The organism is Cryobacterium sp. TMT1-2-1 (assembly GCF_004403955.1).
In the GTDB taxonomy this organism is placed as follows: Bacteria; Actinomycetota; Actinomycetes; order Actinomycetales; family Microbacteriaceae; genus Cryobacterium; species Cryobacterium psychrotolerans.
This window is the reverse complement of the sequence record NZ_SOHC01000015.1, coordinates 1-18571: the sequence shown is the minus strand read 5'-3', so window position 1 is coordinate 18571 and position 18571 is coordinate 1. Positions and strand designations below refer to the sequence as shown.

Genomic DNA, 18571 nt, shown 5'->3' with positions numbered 1-18571 from the left:
GGGAATTGAGACAGATTCTATCCGAGACAACCGGGAAGAGGCCGTGGACATTCCCGCCTGGGCAGATGGACGGGATGCTCAGTGCCCTGTGCGCTGGTTGAGCCGACCCAGCAGGAGCGCTTCGCTGAGCACCGCCCGCTTGAAAACGCCCAGGTGCAGCGATTCATTCGGGCTGTGCGCACGAGAGTCCGGGTCTTCCACCCCGGTGACGAGGATTTGGGCCTCCGGGAACACGCGCACGAGATCGGCGATGAAGGGGATCGACCCCCCGACGCCGATGTCGACCGGCTCCGTCCCCCACGCGTCGGACATGGCCTGCCTGGCCTCCGCGACGGCCCAGCCGCTGGTGTCGACGAGGAACGGCTCCCCCATGTCGACGTCGTCGATTTCGACCTTCGCGCCGAACGGGGCATGCTCGACCAGGTGCTTCTCCAGCGCGACGTAGGCGTCTGCCGCGACCTGCCCCGGGGCGATGCGGGTGCTGACCCGCACGGAGATCGAGGGCGAAAGCGTGTTGGAGGCGTTCGCGACGGAGGGCGCGTCGATCCCGGTGACGGTGATCGAGGGCTGCGACCAAATCCGGCTGAGGATCGTGCCGCGGCCGATCGTCGCGACCCCGTCGATCAGGCCGGTCTCGAGGCGCAGCTGCTGCTCGGAGTAGTCGGGGGTCGCCTGTTCGTGGCTGGTGAGGCCGGTTACGGCGACCGAGCCGTCGGCGTCGTGCAGGGTGGCCAGCAGGGCGATCGTGGCCAGCATGGCATCCGGCACCGCTCCCCCGAACATGCCGGAGTGGGAAGCATGGTCGAGGGTGCGAACGGTCAGTCGGAAGGTCACGTTGCCGCGCAGGCCGATGGTGAGCGCCGGAGTGTCGAGGTCCCAGTTGTTGGAATCGGCGACCACGATCGCGTCGGCGCGCAGCGCCTCCCGGTTCTCCTCGAGGAAGGTCGCGAAGGAGCGGCTCCCGAACTCCTCTTCCCCCTCGATGAACAGGGCCAGCCCGAGGTCGAAGTCGGGGCCCTCCGCCTCGACGAGCGCGCGAATGGACGCGATGTGCGCCATCACGCCCGCCTTGTCGTCGGCCGCGCCCCGTCCGTACAGTCGGTCGCCGCGAACGGTCGCCTCGAAGGGGCTGGACTCCCACTCCTCGTCCTTGCCGGGGGGCTGAACGTCGTGGTGCGCGTACAGCAACACGGTGGGGCGTCCGTTGCGGGCCCGTCGCGTGGCCAGCACGGCCGGCTGGCCGAGGTCGGAACTGCCGGGAATCCCCGCCTGCTTGATCTCCACCAACTCGAAAACGTCGAGGCCCCGGGCGAGGGCGGCGACGGCCTCCGCGCTGGCCTGCACGTGGCTGGGATCGAACGCGGCCCAGGCCACAGAGGGGATCTTCACCAGGGCGCACAACTCCGCGATCGTCGCCGGTATCCCCCGTTCCACGGCCGCCCGAAGGTCCGCGTCGCTGGTGGTCGTTGTGTCAGTTTCCGAGGTATCCGTCATGCAGGTAATCTTAAGTCAACCAATGCGAGGAACTGATGTGGCTAACCAACCCGTAAACCCGGACTCCAACTCGTCGACCGAAAGTCTCGAGCAGACGACGGCCCGTCTCACTGGCGGCACCCCCGCCGGCAAGGGCCAGGCCACGCCGCGCCGCCGGGAGCAGGAAGCGGCCAACAAGCGCCCCCTGGTTCCCGACGACCGCAAGCTGGCCGCCAAGCAGGCCCGCGCGAAATCCATGCAGGCACGTGACCGTGCACGGCTCGGCATGGCGGCGGGCGAGGAGAAGTACCTGCCCCTGCGCGAACGCGGACCGCAGAAGCGCTTTGCGCGCGACTACGTCGACGCCCGGTTCAACGTCGGGGAGTTCATGATTCCGGTCATGTTCCTCGTGATCCTGCTGACCTTCTTCCCCGACCCGGCCGTGCAGACCTACGGGATCCTCGCACTCTGGGCGTTCTTCCTCGTGGCCGTCGTCGACGCCGTGGTGCTCGGATTCCTCCTCACCCGCAAGATGGAAGCCAAATTCGGCACGGGCAGGGTGGAACGCGTGCGCTGGTACGCGGCCATGCGCGCCCTGCAGCTGCGTCCCATGCGCCTGCCCAAGCCGCAGGTGAAGCGCGGCCAGTACCCGTCCTAACGGCCGAAGGCGCCTGCCCTGACCAGGGGCACGCGCAGCTCCTCGTCGGTGAGCGAGCCGTGCTGCCCGATCATCGACCGTGCCGCCTGGTTAGGCTCTCTCGAGTCGTAGTAGGCCACCAGCCGGCGGGCGGCAACCATCACGTCCCCGATCCGAGGGAGAACCTCGGGATCGACGGCACCGAAGAGCCCGGCCGCCACGGCTTCGTCGCGGGTGAACACCCAGGCCCGCTCGCCTTCGACGCCGCGCCAGGCCTCGGCGAGTGAATCCGCGGTCACCTCGGACTGGCCGGGCTCCAGGTACAGGTGCAGGCAGCGCGGGTCGCCGCCGATGTGGCGCACTCCGGCGACGAGCTCCGGCACGGTGTCGAAGAGGACGTGCTTCGTCGGGGGCACGTCGATCACGCCGTGGTCCGCGGTGACGAGCAGGCCCTCGTCGGAGCGCAGGCCGGCGGCGAAACGAGCGAGTTCGCCGTCGAGGATCTCCAGTTCGGCGAGCCACCGGCCGGACTCCCATCCGTGGGCGTGGGCCGCCATGTCGAGTTCGGCGACGTAGAGGTAGACCAGGGCGCGTGGTTCGACGTCGAGGATGCGTCGGGCCGCGGCGAAGCGGTCGGCGATCTTCTCGGCGGGAACGTAGGTGGCGCCGCGCAGGACAGCCTGGGTGAACCCGGATCCGGTGAACTTCCTGGGCCCGATGGCAAAGCTGGGGACCCCCCCGTCGCCGGCCTGCTCGAAGATTGTTCTCGCCCGCTGCCAGGTGGCGGGCCGCATGTCGTCATCCCAGCCGGTGAGCTGGTTCACGACCCGGTCGCGTGCGGCGTCAAGCACCCGGTAGCCGACGAGGCCGTGCTGCCCCGGCGCAACACCGGTGGTCAGGGTCGCGATTCCCGCTGCCGTCGTCGCGGGGAACACCCCGTCGATGACGCTCGCCTTCGTGAGAAGCGAGGACAGGAAGCGCGCGTGGCCGGCCCGGGCGCGGAGGGAGCTCACCCCGAGCCCGTCGGCGAGCACGACGACCGACCTGGACGCCGGGGGAAGAGCCAGGGCGTTCGATTGGCCGAGGATCGCGGCGAGGGAACTTGCCAGAACGTCGGCAAGGCGCAGGACGCTGAATTGGCGGGCCGGTAGCATGGGGGGCATCGGGCCAAGTCTGACATACGGACCCGGCCCGGACGCTCCAGAGCCACGCACACGTCCGTCGCCCACGACGCACCCCACACAGAATTCACGAATGAGCCGCTCAGACAGTACCCAGCCCGCCGCAGGAACCGAACGCATTGAAGACGTCGACGTGTCGGTCGAGATGCAGGGGTCGTTCCTCGAGTACGCGTACTCCGTGATCTACTCCCGGGCCCTCCCCGACGCCAGGGACGGGCTCAAGCCGGTCCAGCGGCGCATCCTGTACCAAATGAACGAAATGGGCCTGCGTCCGGACCGCGGTCACGTGAAATCGGCCCGCGTGGTGGGCGAGGTCATGGGCAAGCTGCACCCGCATGGCGACACGGCCATCTACGACGCTCTCGTGCGCATGGCCCAGGCGTTCACGCTGCGCGTGCCCCTCATCGACGGGCATGGTAACTTCGGCTCGCTCGATGACGGCCCCGCCGCCCCCCGGTACACCGAGGCCCGGCTGGCGGCCGCGGCCCTCGCGATGACCGAGAACCTGGACGAGGACGTCGTCGACTTCGTTCCCAACTACGACAACCAGCTCACCCAGCCGGACGTGTTGCCCGCCGCGTACCCGAACCTGCTCGTGAACGGCGCCAGCGGCATCGCCGTCGGCATGGCCACGAACATGGCCCCGCACAACCTGATCGAGGTGGTCGGCGCGGCCAGGCACCTCCTGGCCCACCCGGACGCGACCCTCGACGACCTGATGGAGTTCATTCCGGGCCCCGACCTGCCGACCGGCGGAACGATCGTCGGGCTGGCGGGCATCAAGGACGCCTATGCCACCGGGCGCGGCAGCTTCAAGACCCGGGCCCGCGTATCGGTGGAGGCGATCACCGCCCGAAAGGCGGGGCTCGTGGTCACGGAACTCCCCTACCTCGTCGGCCCCGAGAAGGTCATCGAGAAGATCAAGGACGGCGTCAACTCCAAGAAGCTCAGCGGCATCTCGGACGTCACCGACCTCACCGACCGCACCAAGGGTCTTCGCCTGGTCATCGGCATCAAGACCGGGTTCAGCCCGGAGGCCGTGCTGGAGCAGTTGTACCGGGTGACCCCGCTCGAGGACTCCTTCAACATCAACGCCGTCGCCCTTGTCGACGGCGGACCGCAGACGCTCGGACTGCGCCAGCTCCTGCTCGTCTACGTCGGCCACCGGATCGAGGTGGTCACCCGACGCTCGGCCTACCGCCTGGCCCGGCGCAAGGAACGCCTGCACCTGGTCGAGGGGCTGCTGGTCGCCATCGTCGACATCGACGAGGTGATCCAGGTCATCCGGGCCAGCGACGACAGCGAGCAGGCCCGTGCCCGGCTGATCGATGTTTTCGACCTCAGCCAGATCCAGGCCGAGTACATCCTCGAGCTGCGGCTGCGCCGACTCACCCGCTTTTCCCGGATCGAGCTGGAGGCCGAGCGCGACCAGCTGCTCGCCGAGATCGCCAAACTCGAGAAACTGCTCGGCAGCAAGCAGGCGATCCGCACGCTGGTCTCCGACGAACTCGCCCAGGTGGCCGAACGATTCGGCACGCCGCGCCGCACCCTGCTGACCGAGGCGAAGCCGAGCATCGCCGGCGTCAGCGCCGCGGCGGCCCGGCGCAACGCCGCCGTACTCGAGGTCACGGACACGCCGACGCGCGTGTACCTGAGCGCCACCGGCAGGATCGCCCGCGTCGACCTGCTCCCGGTCAGCGACGACATGCCCGAGCGCGTCACCCCGGCGCAGCGCCGGAGCAAGCACGACGCCGTTCGGTCGACCCTGGACACCACGAGCCGTGCCGAAATCGGCGCCGTCACGAGCCGGGGCCGGCTCATCCGCTTCTCCCCCGTCGACCTCCCGGTCATGCCGCCCACCTCGATCCAGCTCGCGGCCGGCGTGAAGGTCGGCGACTACCTGGCACTGCCGAACAAGGACGAGAAGGTGCTCGCGATCGTGTCGCTGGACTCACCGAGGGCCATCGCCCTCGGCACCCGCCAGGGCATCGTCAAGCGGGTCACACCCGGCGACTGGGCGAACAAGCCCGATTTCGAGATCATCGCCCTCAAGCCCAAGGACGGAGTGGTCGGCGCGGTGCAGGGGGCCGACGATGACGAGCTCGTCTTCGTCGCCACCGATTCCCAGCTCCTGCGCTTCCCGGCCGGCGCAGTGCGCCCACAGGGCCGCACCGCCGGAGGCATGGCCGGGATCAAGCTCACCGACGGAGCCCACGTTCTCTTCTTCACCAGCGTGCCGGCCCACATCGCGGGCACGGCCGTGGTCATCACGGTTGCCACGAGCAGCCAGACCCTCCCGGGCACGGATCCCGGCAGCGCGAAGGTCTCCGAGTTCGCCGAGTACCCGGCCAAGGGGCGCGGGACCGGCGGAGTCCGCTCGCAGCGTTTCCTCAAGGGCGAAGACACGCTCTCCGTCGCCTGGGTCGGACCGTCTCCCGCCCGCGCCGTGGGTGCCGACGGCTCGCCGCGCACACTGCCCGAATCCGGGTCGCGGCGGGACGCGTCCGGAACGATGCTCGACGCCGTCGTCGGCGCCATCGGCGCTCGCATCGGCTGACGCCCGAACCCAGGACCGCGACGCTCTTCCGCGGCGCGGGGCACTCGGATATTCTGGTCGCGTGACCACTCTCGCCGGTGCTTCAATTCTGGTGCTCGGCGCCTCCGGAGGACTCGGCAGCGAAATAGCCCGGCTCCTCGCGGCTGCAGGCGCCCGGTTGATCCTGAGCGCGCGCTACGCGTCGGCAGTCGAGGCGCTGCGGATCCCGGGCACCGTGATCACGGCGGACCTGGCGAAGCCGGCCGAGGTCGACGAGCTCGTGGCCGCCGCGACCAGGGTCAACGGTCGGATCGACGGGATCGTCATCGCCGCCGGAATCGTGGCGTTCGGCCCGGCGGCCACCCTGCGTGACGACACCCTGGAGAAGCTCTTCGCCGTGAACGCCTTCGCGCCGATCCGGCTCATTCGCTCGGCGCACAATGCACTCGCGGCATCGGCCGCCGCGGGACGCGAGCCCTTCGTGGTCACGATCAGCGGGGTTGTGAGCGAGAACCCCACAGCCAATCTCGCGGCCTACTCCGCGTCAAAGTCGGCGATCACGGCGTTCGGGCGGGCCGCGGCACGGGAGCTGCGGCGGGACGGCATCCGGATTCTGGACGCACGGCCCGGGCACACCGAAACCGGCCTCTCCTCGCATCCGATTGCGGGCACCGCGCCACGCCTGGCCGTCGGCTACCAGCCCGATCTCGTCGCCCGCCGCATCGTCGACGCCATCGTCAACGGTGAACTGGACCTGCCCAGCACCGCCTTCAGCGCCTAACCCCCGCGAAACCGCAGTCGTGCGCGTTATGAACGCGTTTTAGCGCGCACAACTGCGGTTTCGCGGGATTTAGACGTCGATGCGATCGCGGCTGAGCTTGTCGGAGCTGTCGATGATGAACTCCTTGCGCGGCGCGACATCGTTGCCCATCAGGAGCTCGAACACCTTGCCGGCCACTTCGGCGTCGTCGACCCGGACCCTGCGGAGGGTGCGGTGAGCACGCTCCATCGTCGTGGTCGCGAGCTGGTCGGCATCCATCTCCCCGAGGCCCTTGTAGCGCTGGATCGGATCCTGGTAGCGCTTGCCGGCGCGTTTGAGGCCGGCGAGCACGCCCTGCAGCTCGGCCTCCGAATAGGTATAGAGGGTCTCGTTGGGCTTGGTGCCCGGGTTCATCACGACGACCCTGTGCAGCGGCGGGACGGCGGCGAAGACGCGGCCCTCCTCGATCATCGGGCGCATGTAGCGGAAGAACAGGGTCAGCAACAGCGTGCGGATGTGCGCGCCGTCGACGTCGGCGTCGCTCATGATGATGACCTTGCCGTACCGCGCCGCCGACAGGTCGAAGCTGCGGCCGGAGCCCGCTCCGATCACCTGGATGATCGAGGCGCATTCGGCGTTCGAGAGCATGTCAGAGACGGATGCCTTCTGCACGTTGAGGATCTTGCCTCGGATGGGCAGCAGCGCCTGGTGTTCGCTGTCCCGCGCCAGCTTCGCCGTGCCCAGCGCGGAGTCACCCTCCACGATGAACAGCTCGCTGGTGGCGACGTCGTTGCTGCGGCAGTCGACGAGCTTCGCCGGCAGGGACGAGCTTTCCAGTGCGTTCTTGCGGCGCTGCGTCTCCTTGTGCGCCCGGGCCGAGATGCGCGACTTCATTTCGGCGACGATCTTGTCGAGCACCACCGCGGACTGCGCCTTGTCGTCACGTTTGGGGGACGCGAAGCGCTCGCCCATGGCTTTGGCGACGACACTCGCCACGATGGCGCGCACGGCCGGGGTCCCGAGCACCTCCTTGGTCTGGCCCTCGAACTGCGGTTCGGGCAGACGCACGGTGAGCACCGCGGTGAGGCCGGCCATCACGTCGTCCTTCTCGAGCTTGTCCGAACCTGCCTTGAGCCGTCGGGCGTTCTGCTCGACCTGGCCGCGCAGGAACTTGAGCAGGGCCGCGTCGAAGCCGGCCTGGTGCGTGCCGCCCTTGGGCGTGGCGATGATGTTGACGAAGCTCTTCACGACGGTCTCGTAGCCGGTGCCCCAGCGCAGCGCAATGTCGACCTGGCAGTCGCGGACCAGCTCGGTCGGCACCATGGCGCCCTTCTCGGTGAGCACCGGCACCGTCTCGGTGAAGGTGCCGTTGCCGGTCAGCCGCCACGTGTCGGTGATCGGCGTGTCGGTGGCGAGGTGCTCGACGAACTCGGAAATGCCGCCGTCAAAGGTGAAGGATTCGAAAACCGGCTCCGCGCCGCGGCGGTCGTCGACCTCGATCGACAGACCCGGCACCAGGAACGCGGTCTGCCGCGCGCGCCCCATCAGTTCCTCGGTCTGGAAGGCCGCGCCCCTGGTGAAGATCTGGCGGTCGGCCCAGTAGCGGATCCGGGTGCCGGTCTTGCCCCGGGCGACCTTGCCGACCACGCGCAATTCGCTCTTCTTCTCGAACGGCGTGAACGGCGCATCCGGGCTTTTCTCGCCCGTGTCCGCAAACGTGCCGGGCTCGCCGCGGTGGAAGGACATCGCCCAGGTCTTGCCGTCCCGGTCGACCTCGACGTCGAGACGTTCGGAGAGCGCGTTCACGACGGATGCCCCTACGCCGTGCAGCCCGCCCGATGCCGCGTAGGAACCGCTGCCGAACTTGCCGCCGGCGTGAAGCTTGGTGAAGACCACCTCGACACCGGAGAGACCGGTCTTGGGTTCGATGTCCACCGGGATGCCGCGGGCGGTGTCGCGAACTTCGACACTCTCGTCCGGGTGCAGCACGATGTCGATGGTGCTGCCGTGGCCGCCGAGGGCCTCGTCGACCGAGTTGTCGATGATCTCCCACAGGCAATGCATGAGCCCGCGCGAATCCGTGGAACCGATGTACATCCCCGGACGCTTGCGGACGGCTTCGAGGCCCTCGAGCACCGAAAGGTGGCGGGCGGAATAGTCAGAACTCACAACGGTCAAGAATACCGGCCCGGCGGGCGGCCGCCGTGCCCGACACTCAGCGCCCCCGGCTACGCGTAGAGCGAAATACCATGTCGCCGGGTCGAATACCAGCCCCCGCCGTGTTTACATGGAGTGTCAGGGTTTTATGATTCCAGCCTGAGGAGGAGAACATGTCCCAGATCGCCACCGAGAACGGTGCCGTCGACCAGGAGGGCACCCCCCACCAGCTCACCGCAGCCGACCGCTGCGACGCTTGTGGTGCTCAGGCCTACATTCGTGTCGTCGTCAAAAACAGTGAATTGCTCTTCTGCGCGCACCACGGCCGCAAGCACCAGGAAAAGCTTGCCGCCATTGCCGAGAGCTGGCACGACGAGTCGAATCGACTCTTCGAGGACCAGCGCTCTTAGGGCGCAGCGTGGAATAGCCGGGACACCGGCTATTCCGGAGCGAGACCAAGCCGCACGGCAATCTGATTGCGTGCGGCTTTCGCTATGCCATCGACCTCGGTGGCGCGTCCGGCCGGGGCGTACTCGGCCCCGTGGGCGGCGAAGATGGCTCGCAGCAGGTGGTCGGCGAGCCCGGGGTTCTTGGCCAGGACCGGACCGTGCAGGTGTGTGCCGATCACGTTGCCCATGACGACACCCTCTGAGCCGGCGCCGTTGCCAACGCCGAAGGCCACCCGGCCGAGCGGCGAACCCTCGGCCCCGACGAAGTCACGGGCGTGATTCTCGAAACCGACCAGGCGTCCGTACCTCGACGTGACCACCAGGTCACCGGTCGCGCGTGCGAGCCGGGGAACCGCGCGTCCGGCGACAAGGCCCAGGCCCTCGACGACCGAGCCGCCCGGCAGTTCGATCCCCCAGCTCAGCAGCTCCAGCCCGGTGCCGACCGCGAGGATCGGGATGCCGGCGGTGGCCCAGGTGCGGAGGTCGTCTGCCACGGTCAACAGCGTGTCCCGGACCGGAACAAGGTCGGCGTCCGTGCCGGACCCGACGATGACGGCGTCGACTTGCGGCGGAAGGTCGGCCCGGGTCCGGACCGGGATGATGTCGGCCTGCATGCCAGCCCACCGCGCCCGCTGCACGAGGACGCGGGCGTTCGCGGCGTCGCCGTTACCTCCGAGCGTCTCGGGCAGCAGGCAGACGATGGCGAGCGGTCGTGGGTCGCCCTGCGCCGTCATGCCTGCTCCTCGCTGTTGGTTGCCAGCCCGAGGTGCGCGCGCGTTCGCCGCATCCCGTCGGCCGAAAAGATGATCGTCTTGAGGCCGACGGCCGGCTCGGGAAGGGCCAGGAAGTCGTCCAGGGCCCGGCCGAGATCGGGTTCGACGCGGTCGACCTCGACGTCGTCGTAGGCGAGCTGGAGCGCGATCTCGTGGGCCTTGGAACCGGAGGCGATCAGCACCCGGCCGAGGCCGGACGTGGTGACGGGCCAGAAGTACGACGGGTCGCGCACGTCCGAACCGATCGCAATCAGGATCTGGTCGGTGCTCGGCTCGATGCTGTCCACGTTGAGCTGGAAGCTGGCCGGGTTCTGCACCAGCACGAATTCAACCTGCCGGCCTCGCACGCTCACGACCTCGCCCCGCCCGAAGACGGCGGGGATGGTGGACACCGCGGCGACCGCCAGGTCGGGCCGGAAGGCTTCGCCGAGCGCAGCCCGCGCGGCGCTGAGCGCCGTAGCGGCATCCACCGCATAGTGTGTGCCGCGTGCCGGCAGGCCGACCGTGTAGTCGCCTTCCGGCAGGGAGATCTCGGCTTGCCGTCCGCTGACGCGCGTGACCAGGATGCCCTCGCCCCTCGGCAGCCTGTCCGCCGCCGTCTGGGCATAGCCGAGTCCTCGGGGGTTGGCCTCGAGGACCTCGGCCGTGACTCCGAACCGGTCCACCCGCACCGGCGACGGGACACCGCCTGCCAGGTCCTGCAGGTACTGGTCGTCGGCGTTCAGCACCACGGCCTCGGTCGCGCGTGCCGCGACCTTCGCGAGCATGGCCTGGACCATCTCGGAGTCGTGGAACCGGTCGATCTGGTCGACCATGACGTTAGTGAGCGTGACCACGCGGGGGGTGAGCGACCCGGCGATGTAGGCCCCGTGGCCTTCATCCATTTCGAGCACGGCGATGTCGCCATCGACGTGCCCGGTCAGACTGGCTTGCTCCAGCAGCGCCGAGGTGAGGCCCTGGCTGATGTTGGCCGTCGACGGGTTCGTGAACACCGTCTTTCCATGGGCTCGCAGCACGGCAACGAGCATCTTGGTGATCGTCGACTTGCCGCTCGACCCGGTGACGATGACGAGACCCTCGGGGAATCCGTTCAGCGTGCGCGCCAGAAAGCCGGGGGCGATCTTATTGACTACGAGGCCGGGGACGGCCGAACCGCCGCCCGGCTTCCTCCATCGTGCAAGCATCCGAACGATCCGTCCGATGAGGATCGCGGGGGCATAGCGCACCGGTTTACTCGAGGTAGTCGCGCAGCGACTGCGACCGCGACGGGTGGCGGAGCTTCGCCATCGTCTTCGATTCGATCTGGCGGATGCGCTCGCGGGTCACACCGAACGTGTCGCCGATCTGGTCCAGGGTCTTCGGCATGCCGTCGCCAAGGCCGAAACGCATCCGGATGACGCCGGCTTCGCGCTCGGAGAGAGAGTCCAGCAGGCTTTCCAGCTGCTTCTGCAGCATCGTGAACCCGACCGCGTCCGCGGGGACGACGGCCTCGGTGTCCTCGATCAGGTCGCCGAACTCGCTGTCGCCGTCTTCACCCAGGGGGGTGTGCAGGGAGATGGGTTCGCGGCCATACTTCTGCACCTCGACGACCTTCTCGGGCGTCATGTCGAGTTCGCGGCTGAGCTCTTCGGGCGTGGGCTCGCGGCCCAGGTCCTGGAGCATCTGGCGCTGTACGCGCGCGAGCTTGTTGATGACCTCGACCATGTGCACCGGAATGCGGATCGTGCGGGCCTGGTCGGCCATCGCGCGAGTGATCGCCTGGCGGATCCACCAGGTGGCGTAGGTCGAGAACTTGAAGCCCTTGGTGTAGTCGAACTTCTCGACGGCACGAATCAGGCCCAGGTTGCCTTCCTGGATCAGGTCCAGGAACTGCATCCCGCGGCCGGTGTAGCGCTTGGCCAGCGACACGACCAGGCGCAGGTTGGCGCCGAGGAGGTGGCTCTTCGCGCGGGCACCGTCCTTGGCGACCCACTGGAGTTCGCGGCCGAGCGCGGTCTTCTTCTCCGCGTCGGTCATCTGGGCGAGCTGGTCCTCAGCGAACAGGCCGGCCTCAATGCGCATGGCCAGTTCGACCTCTTCGGCCGCGTTCAGCAGGGCGACCTTGCCGATCTGTTTCAGGTAGTCCTTGACCGGGTCGGCGGTCGCGCCGGTGATGGCGCTCGAGTAGACGGGCACCTCGTCCTCGTCGTCGACCAGGGAGAGCACGAGCGCGCCACTCGGGAGCGGGACGGTCGGAGCCGGACGCTTGGCACCCTCTTCGTCGTCATCGTCGTGATCCGCGTCGTCGTGAGCGCCGGTGGCGGCCTCGGCGGCAGCATCGCCGGCCTTCACCTTGGGTTTGGCGGCGGCGCGCTTGCGTACGGGCTTCGTCGCGGCGGGCGCCTCGGTCGCCGGGGCGGCGGCCTCGGCGGCAGCAGCGGCCGCGGCCTTCGCCGCCTTCGCCAGGGCGGCCTTCGTGGGAGCCTTGGCGGCCGGGCTCTTGGCGGCCGTCGTCTTCGCGGCCGGGGCCGGCGTGGTCGCCTCTGCCTCGTTCGCGGCGGACGTGGCGGATGCCTCGGTCTTTGGGCGGGTTGCCATTCGAACACCTCTCATGCCATGGTTTGCGCGCGTGCGGCGCTCCCAAACCACTCGTGGCCGAGTTGAATCTGACCCGGTTGAACCAGGACAGCTGTGGATTTGGGCAGTATTTGGACCCATGTCAAGTCCCGGGGCTGCAACGAACCAGCGTGTGCGCGGCATTGCTACCGGCACTCCCAGGACCAGAACGGGTCCTAGAGATAATTATGACACGGTTTGCATGGACATCAATCCACCGAGGGGCTAGTCTCGCCCGCGTCGCCGCCGCCATGTACGTGAGAGTGCAACCCACAAGGGAGCCACTTCTATTCCCTCGTCGCGGGAGAGCTGCCGCCGGGTGCGCCGCCTGGCGTGCACGAGGAACATCACGCCGACGCCGACCACGATGAATTGCACCGCGAAGGCGACGCGGAACGAGTCGAGCGCGTACAGGTCGCTCTCCGCTCCCCCGGCGACCCGCCAGGTGTCCTGCACGTCCAGGAGCACGCCGATCAGGAACATGGTCACGAAGCTCGCGGTGAAGCCGCCGACATTCACGACGCCGTTGGCCGAGCCGAGCGCCCGCTGCGGATTGAACGTGCGGGCGAAATCAAAACCGATCAACGAACCGGGCCCGCCGATTCCGATCACCACGATCAGTACGGCGATCAGCCACACCGGCGGCTGCGCCGGCCAGAGCAGCACGACCGCCCAGGCCGCGCCCATGGCCGCGACGATCCCGAGCACGATGTTGCTGCGGCGCAGGGGATACCGCGCCGTCAGCAGGCCGAGGATCGGGCCGAAGACCAGGCCTGCGCCGACGAGGATCGTGAGCATCCCGGCCGCGAAGGACGGTTCGTAGCCGAGGGCGTAAACCATGAAGGGGAAACCCCAGAGCAGGCTGAACACGGTTCCCGAGGACTGGGTCACGTAATGCGACCAGAATCCGAGTTGGGTGCCGGGACGTCGGAAGCTGTGCCGAAGCTGGGTGAGGGCGCTCCCCCACGTGTGCGCCAGCGCGTGGTCGCCCAGCCGATCCGGACGGTCCTTGATCGCCAGCCAAATGACGATCAGGGACACAAGCGCCACGGATGCCGCCGACAGGAACGCAGGCGTCCAGCCCCAGACATGCAGCACCCAGGCCAGCGGCACAGCGGACAGCACCTGGCCGAGTTGGCCGATGTTGCCCATGTATTGGGACAGCTGCGGGACGATCCTGCCGGTGAACCACGAGCTGATCAGGCGGATGACGGAGATGAAGATCGTCGCGTCCCCGGCGCCCACCAGGATTCGGCCCAGCACGGCGACCGAGATCGTCGGGGCGAACGCGAGGGTGAGCTGGCCGCAGACCATCAGCGCCGTGCCGCTGAGCATGAGGATCCGGGGGCCGTAGCGGTCGATCAGGATTCCCACCGGGATCTGCGCGGAGGCATAGACGAGGAGCTGCACGACGGCCAGGCTCGAGAGCACGGCGGCCGATCCGCCGAATCGTTCCGTGGCGGCTACGCCCGCGACTCCGAGCGAGGTGCGCTGCAGGACGGCGGAAAGGTAGGCGAACGATCCAAGGGAGAAGATCAACCAGGATCGACGGGAGTTCACCCCTCCCAACTTACCGGGAACTAGTTGGACGGCCCGTCATCCTTGTTGCGGCGGATGGCGAGGAACTTCTCCAGCTCCGCCGCTATCTCGTCCGCGGTCGGCAGTTCGCCGTCTTCGTCGGTCAGCGGCGAACGCAGCGTGTTGCCCTCCATGTAGGTGTCGTATCGCTGCTCCAGCGTGCCGACGAGCTTGGCCAGTTCGGGGTTGTCACCGACCTGCTCGTCGATTTTCGCGACGAATTCGCGGTTCTGTTCGCGGAGGCGATCGGTGGGGAAGATCAGCCCCGTCGAAGCGCTCGTGCTTTCCAGCGCGGACAGCGCCGCGGACGGGAACTCGGTGTCGGCCAGGTAGTGGGGAATGAGCAGGACATAACCCACCGTCGACGCCCCACTCTCCTGGAGCCGGAACTCAACCAGGTGCAGGGCGTTGGCGGGAACCTGGGTGTGCGGGCGCCAGACGGACATGCTCTCGATGAGGTCGGACCGGTTGCCGCTGACGGTCACGCCGATCGGCCTCGTGTGCGGCACAGGCATCGGGATCGCGTGCACCCAGGTCGTCGACGCCACCTTGAACCGGTGCACGAGCGCCAGCACCGCCGCGGTGAACTGCTCCCAGCGGAAATCGGGTTCGAACCCGGCCAGGAGCAGGAAGGGCTGGCCCAGTTCGTCGTGGGCCAGATAGAGGCGCAGCGCGGGCGGCTGATAGTCGGTCAGGTGGTCCTGGTCGAAGTAGATGATCGGGCGCCGGGCCCGGTAGTCGAGGAGCAGGTCGGCGTCGAAGTTCGCGACGACCCTCTGGTCGAGCGTGCCGAGGAGGTACTCGGTGAACTGCGAAACCGCGCCACCGGCATCCGCGAACCCGGTCAGGCCCGCGACCAGATGCAAACCCTCCGGGACGCTGTCGGCGTCCGCGGTCAGCTCGTAGAGGTCACCAGGATCGCGCATATTCACACTCTAATCCGCCCCGTCGGCCACGCCGCTGGAATGTGCCGGGCGCCTTCATGCCCAGAGCGAACACGGCGGCTCGTCGATAGCATCAAGGAATGACCGTTCCCACCCTGTCCCTGTCCGCACAGCCTGCCCTCGATTCGAACGTGGACGTTCTCATCGTCGGAGCCCGCCTAACGGATGCCGCGCCGGTGCTCTACGCCGACCCCGCCTTCTCCGGCCTGACGGAGCTCCTCGCCTCCGTCGGCGTTACCGGCGCCCGGGACCAGGTCGTGCGCCTCGCGCCGACGGTCGGCGCCGCCCGCGGCATCGCCGTCGTCGGCCTCGGCAAGGAGATCACCGTCGACGGGCTGCGCGACGCGGCCGGGTCCGCCGTCCGCCAGCTCACCGGTGTCGACTCCGTGGCCTTCGCGTTCCCGCTGACCACCGAGGACGAGGTGCACGCCGTTCTCGAGGGCGCGGCCCTCGGCGCCTACTCCTTCACCGAGTATCGCAAGAACTCGCTCGCCAGCACGAAGCTCCCGGCCGGCCGGATCACCGTGCACACGGCGCTGGCTGCCGGCGACGCCCTCGAGCGCGTTGGCATCGTGGCCGAGGCGGTCAGCCTCGTCAAGGACCTCGTCAACACTCCCCCGTCCCACCTGTACCCGAAGTCCCTGGCCGACAAGTCCGTCGCGGCGGCCGCCGGCCTGCCCGTGACAGTCAGGGTCTGGGACGAGACGGAACTCGTCGCCGACGGCTTCGGCGGCATCGCCGGCGTCGGGCAGGGATCCAGCCGACCGCCGCGCCTGGTCAAGGTCAGCTACTCCCCTGAGGGAGCAACCCGGCACCTCGCCCTGGTCGGCAAGGGCATCACGTTCGACACCGGCGGACTCTCGCTCAAGCTGCCGGCATCCATGGTGGGCATGAAATACGACATGACCGGTGCCGCCACGGTGCTGGCCGTCACCCTGGCCGCAGCCCGGCTCGCCCTGCCGTTACGCATCACCGCGTGGCTGTGCATCGCCGAGAACATGCCATCCGGCACGGCGATCCGCCCGAACGACGTGCTGCACATGCGCGGCGGCCGCACGGTCGAGGTGCTGAACACGGATGCGGAGGGTCGCCTCGTACTTGCCGACGGCATCGTGGCCGCCGGCGAGGAAGGGCCCGACGCGATCATCGACGTCGCCACCCTCACCGGGGCCCAGGTCGTCGCCCTCGGCCACCGGTACTTCGCCGCCATGGGCGACGACGACCTCGTGCGGCAGGTGCTCGACGCGAGCAAGGCCACCGGCGAAACCGGCTGGCCGATGCCCCTGCCCGATGACCTGCGCAGCCTCCTCAACTCCGACGTTGCCGACATCGCCAACGCCAAGATCGGCAACACGGCCGGCGGGATGATCCTCGCCGGCGTGTTCCTGCGCGAATTCGTCGGCAAGCGCGGCGCCGGGGAGGACGCGGTGACCATCCCCTGGGCCCACCTCGACATCGCCGGGCCGTCCGAGAACGCGTCCGCGTGGGGGTTCACGGGCGCCGGACCGACCGGAGTTTCCGTGCGGGCGCTGCTCCGGCTGGCCGAGGACTTTTCACGCCCGTAGTACAGTCGTAGACGGCGAGAAAACTTGCCGTCCTGCGGCTGCCCCGGCCCATCACCATTCCGCCGGGCGGAACGCACGAGAGTTTGTGATGCACGAGGGAGTAACTGGGTGTCGGAGCAGAAATTTGACCTTGTCGTTCTCGGTGGAGGAAGCGGTGGATACGCGGCGGCCTTGCGCGCAATCCAGCTGGGCCTCACCGTCGGTCTGATCGAGAAGGGCAAGCTCGGGGGGACCTGTCTCCACACCGGTTGCATCCCGACCAAGGCGCTCCTGCACTCCGCCGAGGTTGCCGACGTCAGCCGCGAGGCGGCCAAGTACGGCGTCACGACCACGTTCAGCGGCATCGACATGGCGGCGGTCACCGCTTTCCGTGAGGGCATCGTGGCCAAGAAGTACAAGGGCCTCGACGGAATGATCCGCGCCAAGGGCATCACGGTCATCGAGGGTGAAGGCCGCCTGGTCTCTCCCACGACCGTGCAGGTCGGCGAAGACACGATCGTCGGCACCAACGTCATCCTCGCCACCGGGTCTTACTCCCGCTCGCTTCCTGGCCTCGAAATCGGCGGCCGCGTCATCACCAGCGAGCAGGCGCTCGCGCTCGACTACGTTCCCAAGAAGGTCGCCGTGCTCGGCGGCGGCGTGATCGGCGTCGAATTCGCCAGCGTCTGGAAGTCCTTCGGCGCCGACGTCACCATCATCGAGGCGCTCCCGCACCTCGTGCCCAACGAGGAAGAGTCGATCTCCAAGTCGCTCGAGCGCGCCTTCCGCAAGCGCGGAATCGCCTACAAGCTCGGCATCCGCTTCCAGAGCGTCACCCAGGACGAGAACGGCGTTGTTGTCACGCTCGAGAACGGCGACACGATCGAGGCCGAGATCCTCCTCGTCGCCGTCGGCCGCGGCGCCTTCACGGCCGGATTCGGTTTCGAGGAGGTCGGCGTCACCATGGACCGCGGCTTCGTCATCACGAACGAGCGCCTCGCCACCAACATCCCGAACCTCTACGCGGTCGGCGACATCGTCCCCGGCCTGCAGCTCGCACACCGCGGCTTCCAGCAGGGCATCTTCGTCGCCGAGGAGATCGCGGGCCTGAACCCGATCGTCGTCGAGGACATCAACATCCCCAAGGTCACCTACTGTGACCCCGAAGTCGCATCGGTCGGCTACTCCGAGGCGAAGGCCGCCGAGAAGTTCGGTGCGGACCAGGTTTCCAGCTACGAGTACAACCTCGCCGGCAACGGCAAGAGTTCCATCCTCGGCACGGCAGGTTCGATCAAGGTCGTGCGTGTCAAGGACGGCCCCGTCGTCGGCGTGCACATGATCGGCGCGCGCGTCGGCGAACTGATCGGGGAGGGCCAGTTGATCGTGAACTGGGAGGCCTACCCGGAGGACATCGCACCGCTTCTGCACGCTCACCCCACGCAGAACGAGGCCCTGGGCGAGGCCTTCCTGGCCCTGGCCGGCAAGCCCCTGCACGGCTAAGCGGCACACAGATTTTCGGTTCAGAAATTTTCAGACAAATGGTTTTGAAGGAGACAAGCGCATGAGCGAATCCGTTAACCTCCCGGCACTCGGGGAGAGTGTCACAGAGGGTACGGTAACCCGCTGGCTGAAGAACGTGGGAGACCGCGTCGAGGTCGACGAGCCCCTACTCGAGGTTTCCACTGACAAGGTGGACACCGAGATCCCGTCGCCGATCGCCGGTGTGATCGAAGCCATCCTGGTGCAGGAAGACGAGACCGTCGAGGTCGGCACCCCGCTGGTCACCATCGGTGACGGTTCCGGCGCTGCGGCACCCGCCGCCGAGGCGCCCGCCGAGGCAGCGGCTCCGGCCGCAGAGGTTCCCTCCACCGAGGCGCCCGCCCCGGCCGAGGCACCTGCGGCCGAGGCGCCCGCCGAGGCAGCGGCCCCGGCCGCAGAGGTTCC

General features: G+C 68.3%; 15 protein-coding genes. 7 read left to right on the top strand and 8 right to left on the bottom strand.

All coding sequences use genetic code 11. The annotated features are described in order from the left end of the window. Positions 1 to 78: 78 nt before the first annotated feature. Entirely contained in the window at positions 79 to 1494 is a 1416-nt protein-coding gene (locus E3T33_RS01785; protein ID WP_134574606.1) for a dipeptidase, read from the bottom strand. 37 nt (positions 1495 to 1531) lie between these two features. Between E3T33_RS01785 and E3T33_RS01780 the strand changes: the two genes are divergently transcribed. Beyond that, complete coding sequence (locus E3T33_RS01780) at positions 1532 to 2131, top strand: DUF3043 domain-containing protein (RefSeq protein ID WP_241977063.1); 600 nt, start codon at positions 1532 to 1534, stop codon at positions 2129 to 2131. Here E3T33_RS01780 and E3T33_RS01775 read toward each other — a convergent pair. Further along, complete coding sequence (locus tag E3T33_RS01775; protein WP_174843264.1) at positions 2128 to 3273, bottom strand: nucleotide pyrophosphatase/phosphodiesterase family protein; 1146 nt, start codon at positions 3271 to 3273, stop codon at positions 2128 to 2130. The two genes, E3T33_RS01780 and E3T33_RS01775, sit on opposite strands and share 4 nt — an antisense overlap. Positions 3274 to 3364: 91 nt before the next feature. Between E3T33_RS01775 and E3T33_RS01770 the strand changes: the two genes are divergently transcribed. Together E3T33_RS01770 and E3T33_RS01765 are read left to right on the top strand one after the other, a co-directional pair. After that, on the top strand, positions 3365 to 5848 hold the full coding sequence (locus E3T33_RS01770; protein WP_134574604.1) for a DNA topoisomerase IV subunit A: 2484 nt from the start codon (positions 3365 to 3367) through the stop codon (positions 5846 to 5848). Between the two features lie 61 nt (positions 5849 to 5909). Further along, a complete protein-coding gene (locus E3T33_RS01765) occupies positions 5910 to 6608 on the top strand; it encodes an SDR family NAD(P)-dependent oxidoreductase (RefSeq protein WP_134574603.1) in 699 nt (232 codons plus the stop codon). Between the two features lie 69 nt (positions 6609 to 6677). Here the strand turns inward: E3T33_RS01765 and E3T33_RS01760 are convergent, their stop codons facing one another. Continuing rightward, on the bottom strand, positions 6678 to 8756 hold the full coding sequence (locus E3T33_RS01760) for a DNA topoisomerase IV subunit B (protein WP_134574602.1): 2079 nt from the start codon (positions 8754 to 8756) through the stop codon (positions 6678 to 6680). 161 nt (positions 8757 to 8917) lie between these two features. Between E3T33_RS01760 and E3T33_RS01755 the strand changes: the two genes are divergently transcribed. After that, the gene (locus E3T33_RS01755) at positions 8918 to 9154 is read left to right on the top strand and encodes a hypothetical protein (protein WP_092321837.1); all 237 of its coding nucleotides are present in this window, start codon (positions 8918 to 8920) and stop codon (positions 9152 to 9154) included. 29 nt (positions 9155 to 9183) lie between these two features. On the opposite strand, the gene E3T33_RS01750 is transcribed toward E3T33_RS01755, so the two are convergent. The 5 genes from E3T33_RS01750 to E3T33_RS01730 form a co-directional block, all read right to left on the bottom strand. Then, positions 9184 to 9927 (bottom strand): cobyric acid synthase, encoded by a 744-nt coding sequence (locus E3T33_RS01750; RefSeq protein ID WP_134574601.1) that lies wholly within the window; start codon positions 9925 to 9927, stop codon positions 9184 to 9186. After that, positions 9924 to 11150 (bottom strand): MurT ligase domain-containing protein, encoded by a 1227-nt coding sequence (locus E3T33_RS01745; RefSeq protein WP_134574600.1) that lies wholly within the window; start codon positions 11148 to 11150, stop codon positions 9924 to 9926. The genes E3T33_RS01750 and E3T33_RS01745 overlap by 4 nt, the downstream gene beginning before the upstream one ends. Before the next feature lie 46 nt (positions 11151 to 11196). Next, entirely contained in the window at positions 11197 to 12543 is a 1347-nt protein-coding gene (locus E3T33_RS01740; protein ID WP_134574599.1) for an RNA polymerase sigma factor, read from the bottom strand. Positions 12544 to 12786: 243 nt separating this feature from the next. Further along, positions 12787 to 14121 (bottom strand): MFS transporter, encoded by a 1335-nt coding sequence (locus tag E3T33_RS01735; protein ID WP_134574598.1) that lies wholly within the window; start codon positions 14119 to 14121, stop codon positions 12787 to 12789. A 20-nt stretch (positions 14122 to 14141) separates the two neighbouring features. Then, positions 14142 to 15065, bottom strand: a complete 924-nt coding sequence (locus tag E3T33_RS01730) for a PAC2 family protein (protein ID WP_092321831.1) — start codon at positions 15063 to 15065, stop codon at positions 14142 to 14144. 98 nt (positions 15066 to 15163) lie between these two features. On the opposite strand from E3T33_RS01730, the gene E3T33_RS01725 reads away from it, so the two are divergent. From E3T33_RS01725 to E3T33_RS01715, 3 genes are all read left to right on the top strand, one after another. Next, positions 15164 to 16648, top strand: coding sequence for a leucyl aminopeptidase (locus E3T33_RS01725; RefSeq protein WP_134574597.1), 1485 nt, complete (start codon positions 15164 to 15166; stop codon positions 16646 to 16648). A 108-nt stretch (positions 16649 to 16756) separates the two neighbouring features. Next, on the top strand, positions 16757 to 18127 hold the full coding sequence (gene lpdA, locus E3T33_RS01720; protein ID WP_134574596.1) for a dihydrolipoyl dehydrogenase: 1371 nt from the start codon (positions 16757 to 16759) through the stop codon (positions 18125 to 18127). Between the two features lie 61 nt (positions 18128 to 18188). Further along, a partial coding sequence (locus E3T33_RS01715; protein WP_347233189.1) for a biotin/lipoyl-containing protein occupies positions 18189 to 18571 on the top strand: 383 nt, incomplete at its 3' end.

Excerpts from the sequence above, each read along its gene's own strand:
- E3T33_RS01785 (WP_134574606.1), bottom strand. The coding sequence starts at position 1,494 with ATGACGGATACCTCGGAAACTGACACAACGACCACCAGCGACGCGGAC.
- E3T33_RS01775 (WP_174843264.1), bottom strand. The coding sequence starts at position 3,273 with ATGCCCCCCATGCTACCGGCCCGCCAATTCAGCGTCCTGCGCCTTGCC.
- E3T33_RS01770 (WP_134574604.1), top strand. The coding sequence starts at position 3,365 with ATGAGCCGCTCAGACAGTACCCAGCCCGCCGCAGGAACCGAACGCATT.
- E3T33_RS01755 (WP_092321837.1), top strand. The coding sequence starts at position 8,918 with ATGTCCCAGATCGCCACCGAGAACGGTGCCGTCGACCAGGAGGGCACC.
- E3T33_RS01750 (WP_134574601.1), bottom strand. The coding sequence starts at position 9,927 with ATGACGGCGCAGGGCGACCCACGACCGCTCGCCATCGTCTGCCTGCTG.
- E3T33_RS01745 (WP_134574600.1), bottom strand. The coding sequence starts at position 11,150 with ATGCTTGCACGATGGAGGAAGCCGGGCGGCGGTTCGGCCGTCCCCGGC.
- E3T33_RS01740 (WP_134574599.1), bottom strand. The coding sequence starts at position 12,543 with ATGGCAACCCGCCCAAAGACCGAGGCATCCGCCACGTCCGCCGCGAAC.
- E3T33_RS01730 (WP_092321831.1), bottom strand. The coding sequence starts at position 15,065 with ATGCGCGATCCTGGTGACCTCTACGAGCTGACCGCGGACGCCGACAGC.
- E3T33_RS01725 (WP_134574597.1), top strand. The coding sequence starts at position 15,164 with ATGACCGTTCCCACCCTGTCCCTGTCCGCACAGCCTGCCCTCGATTCG.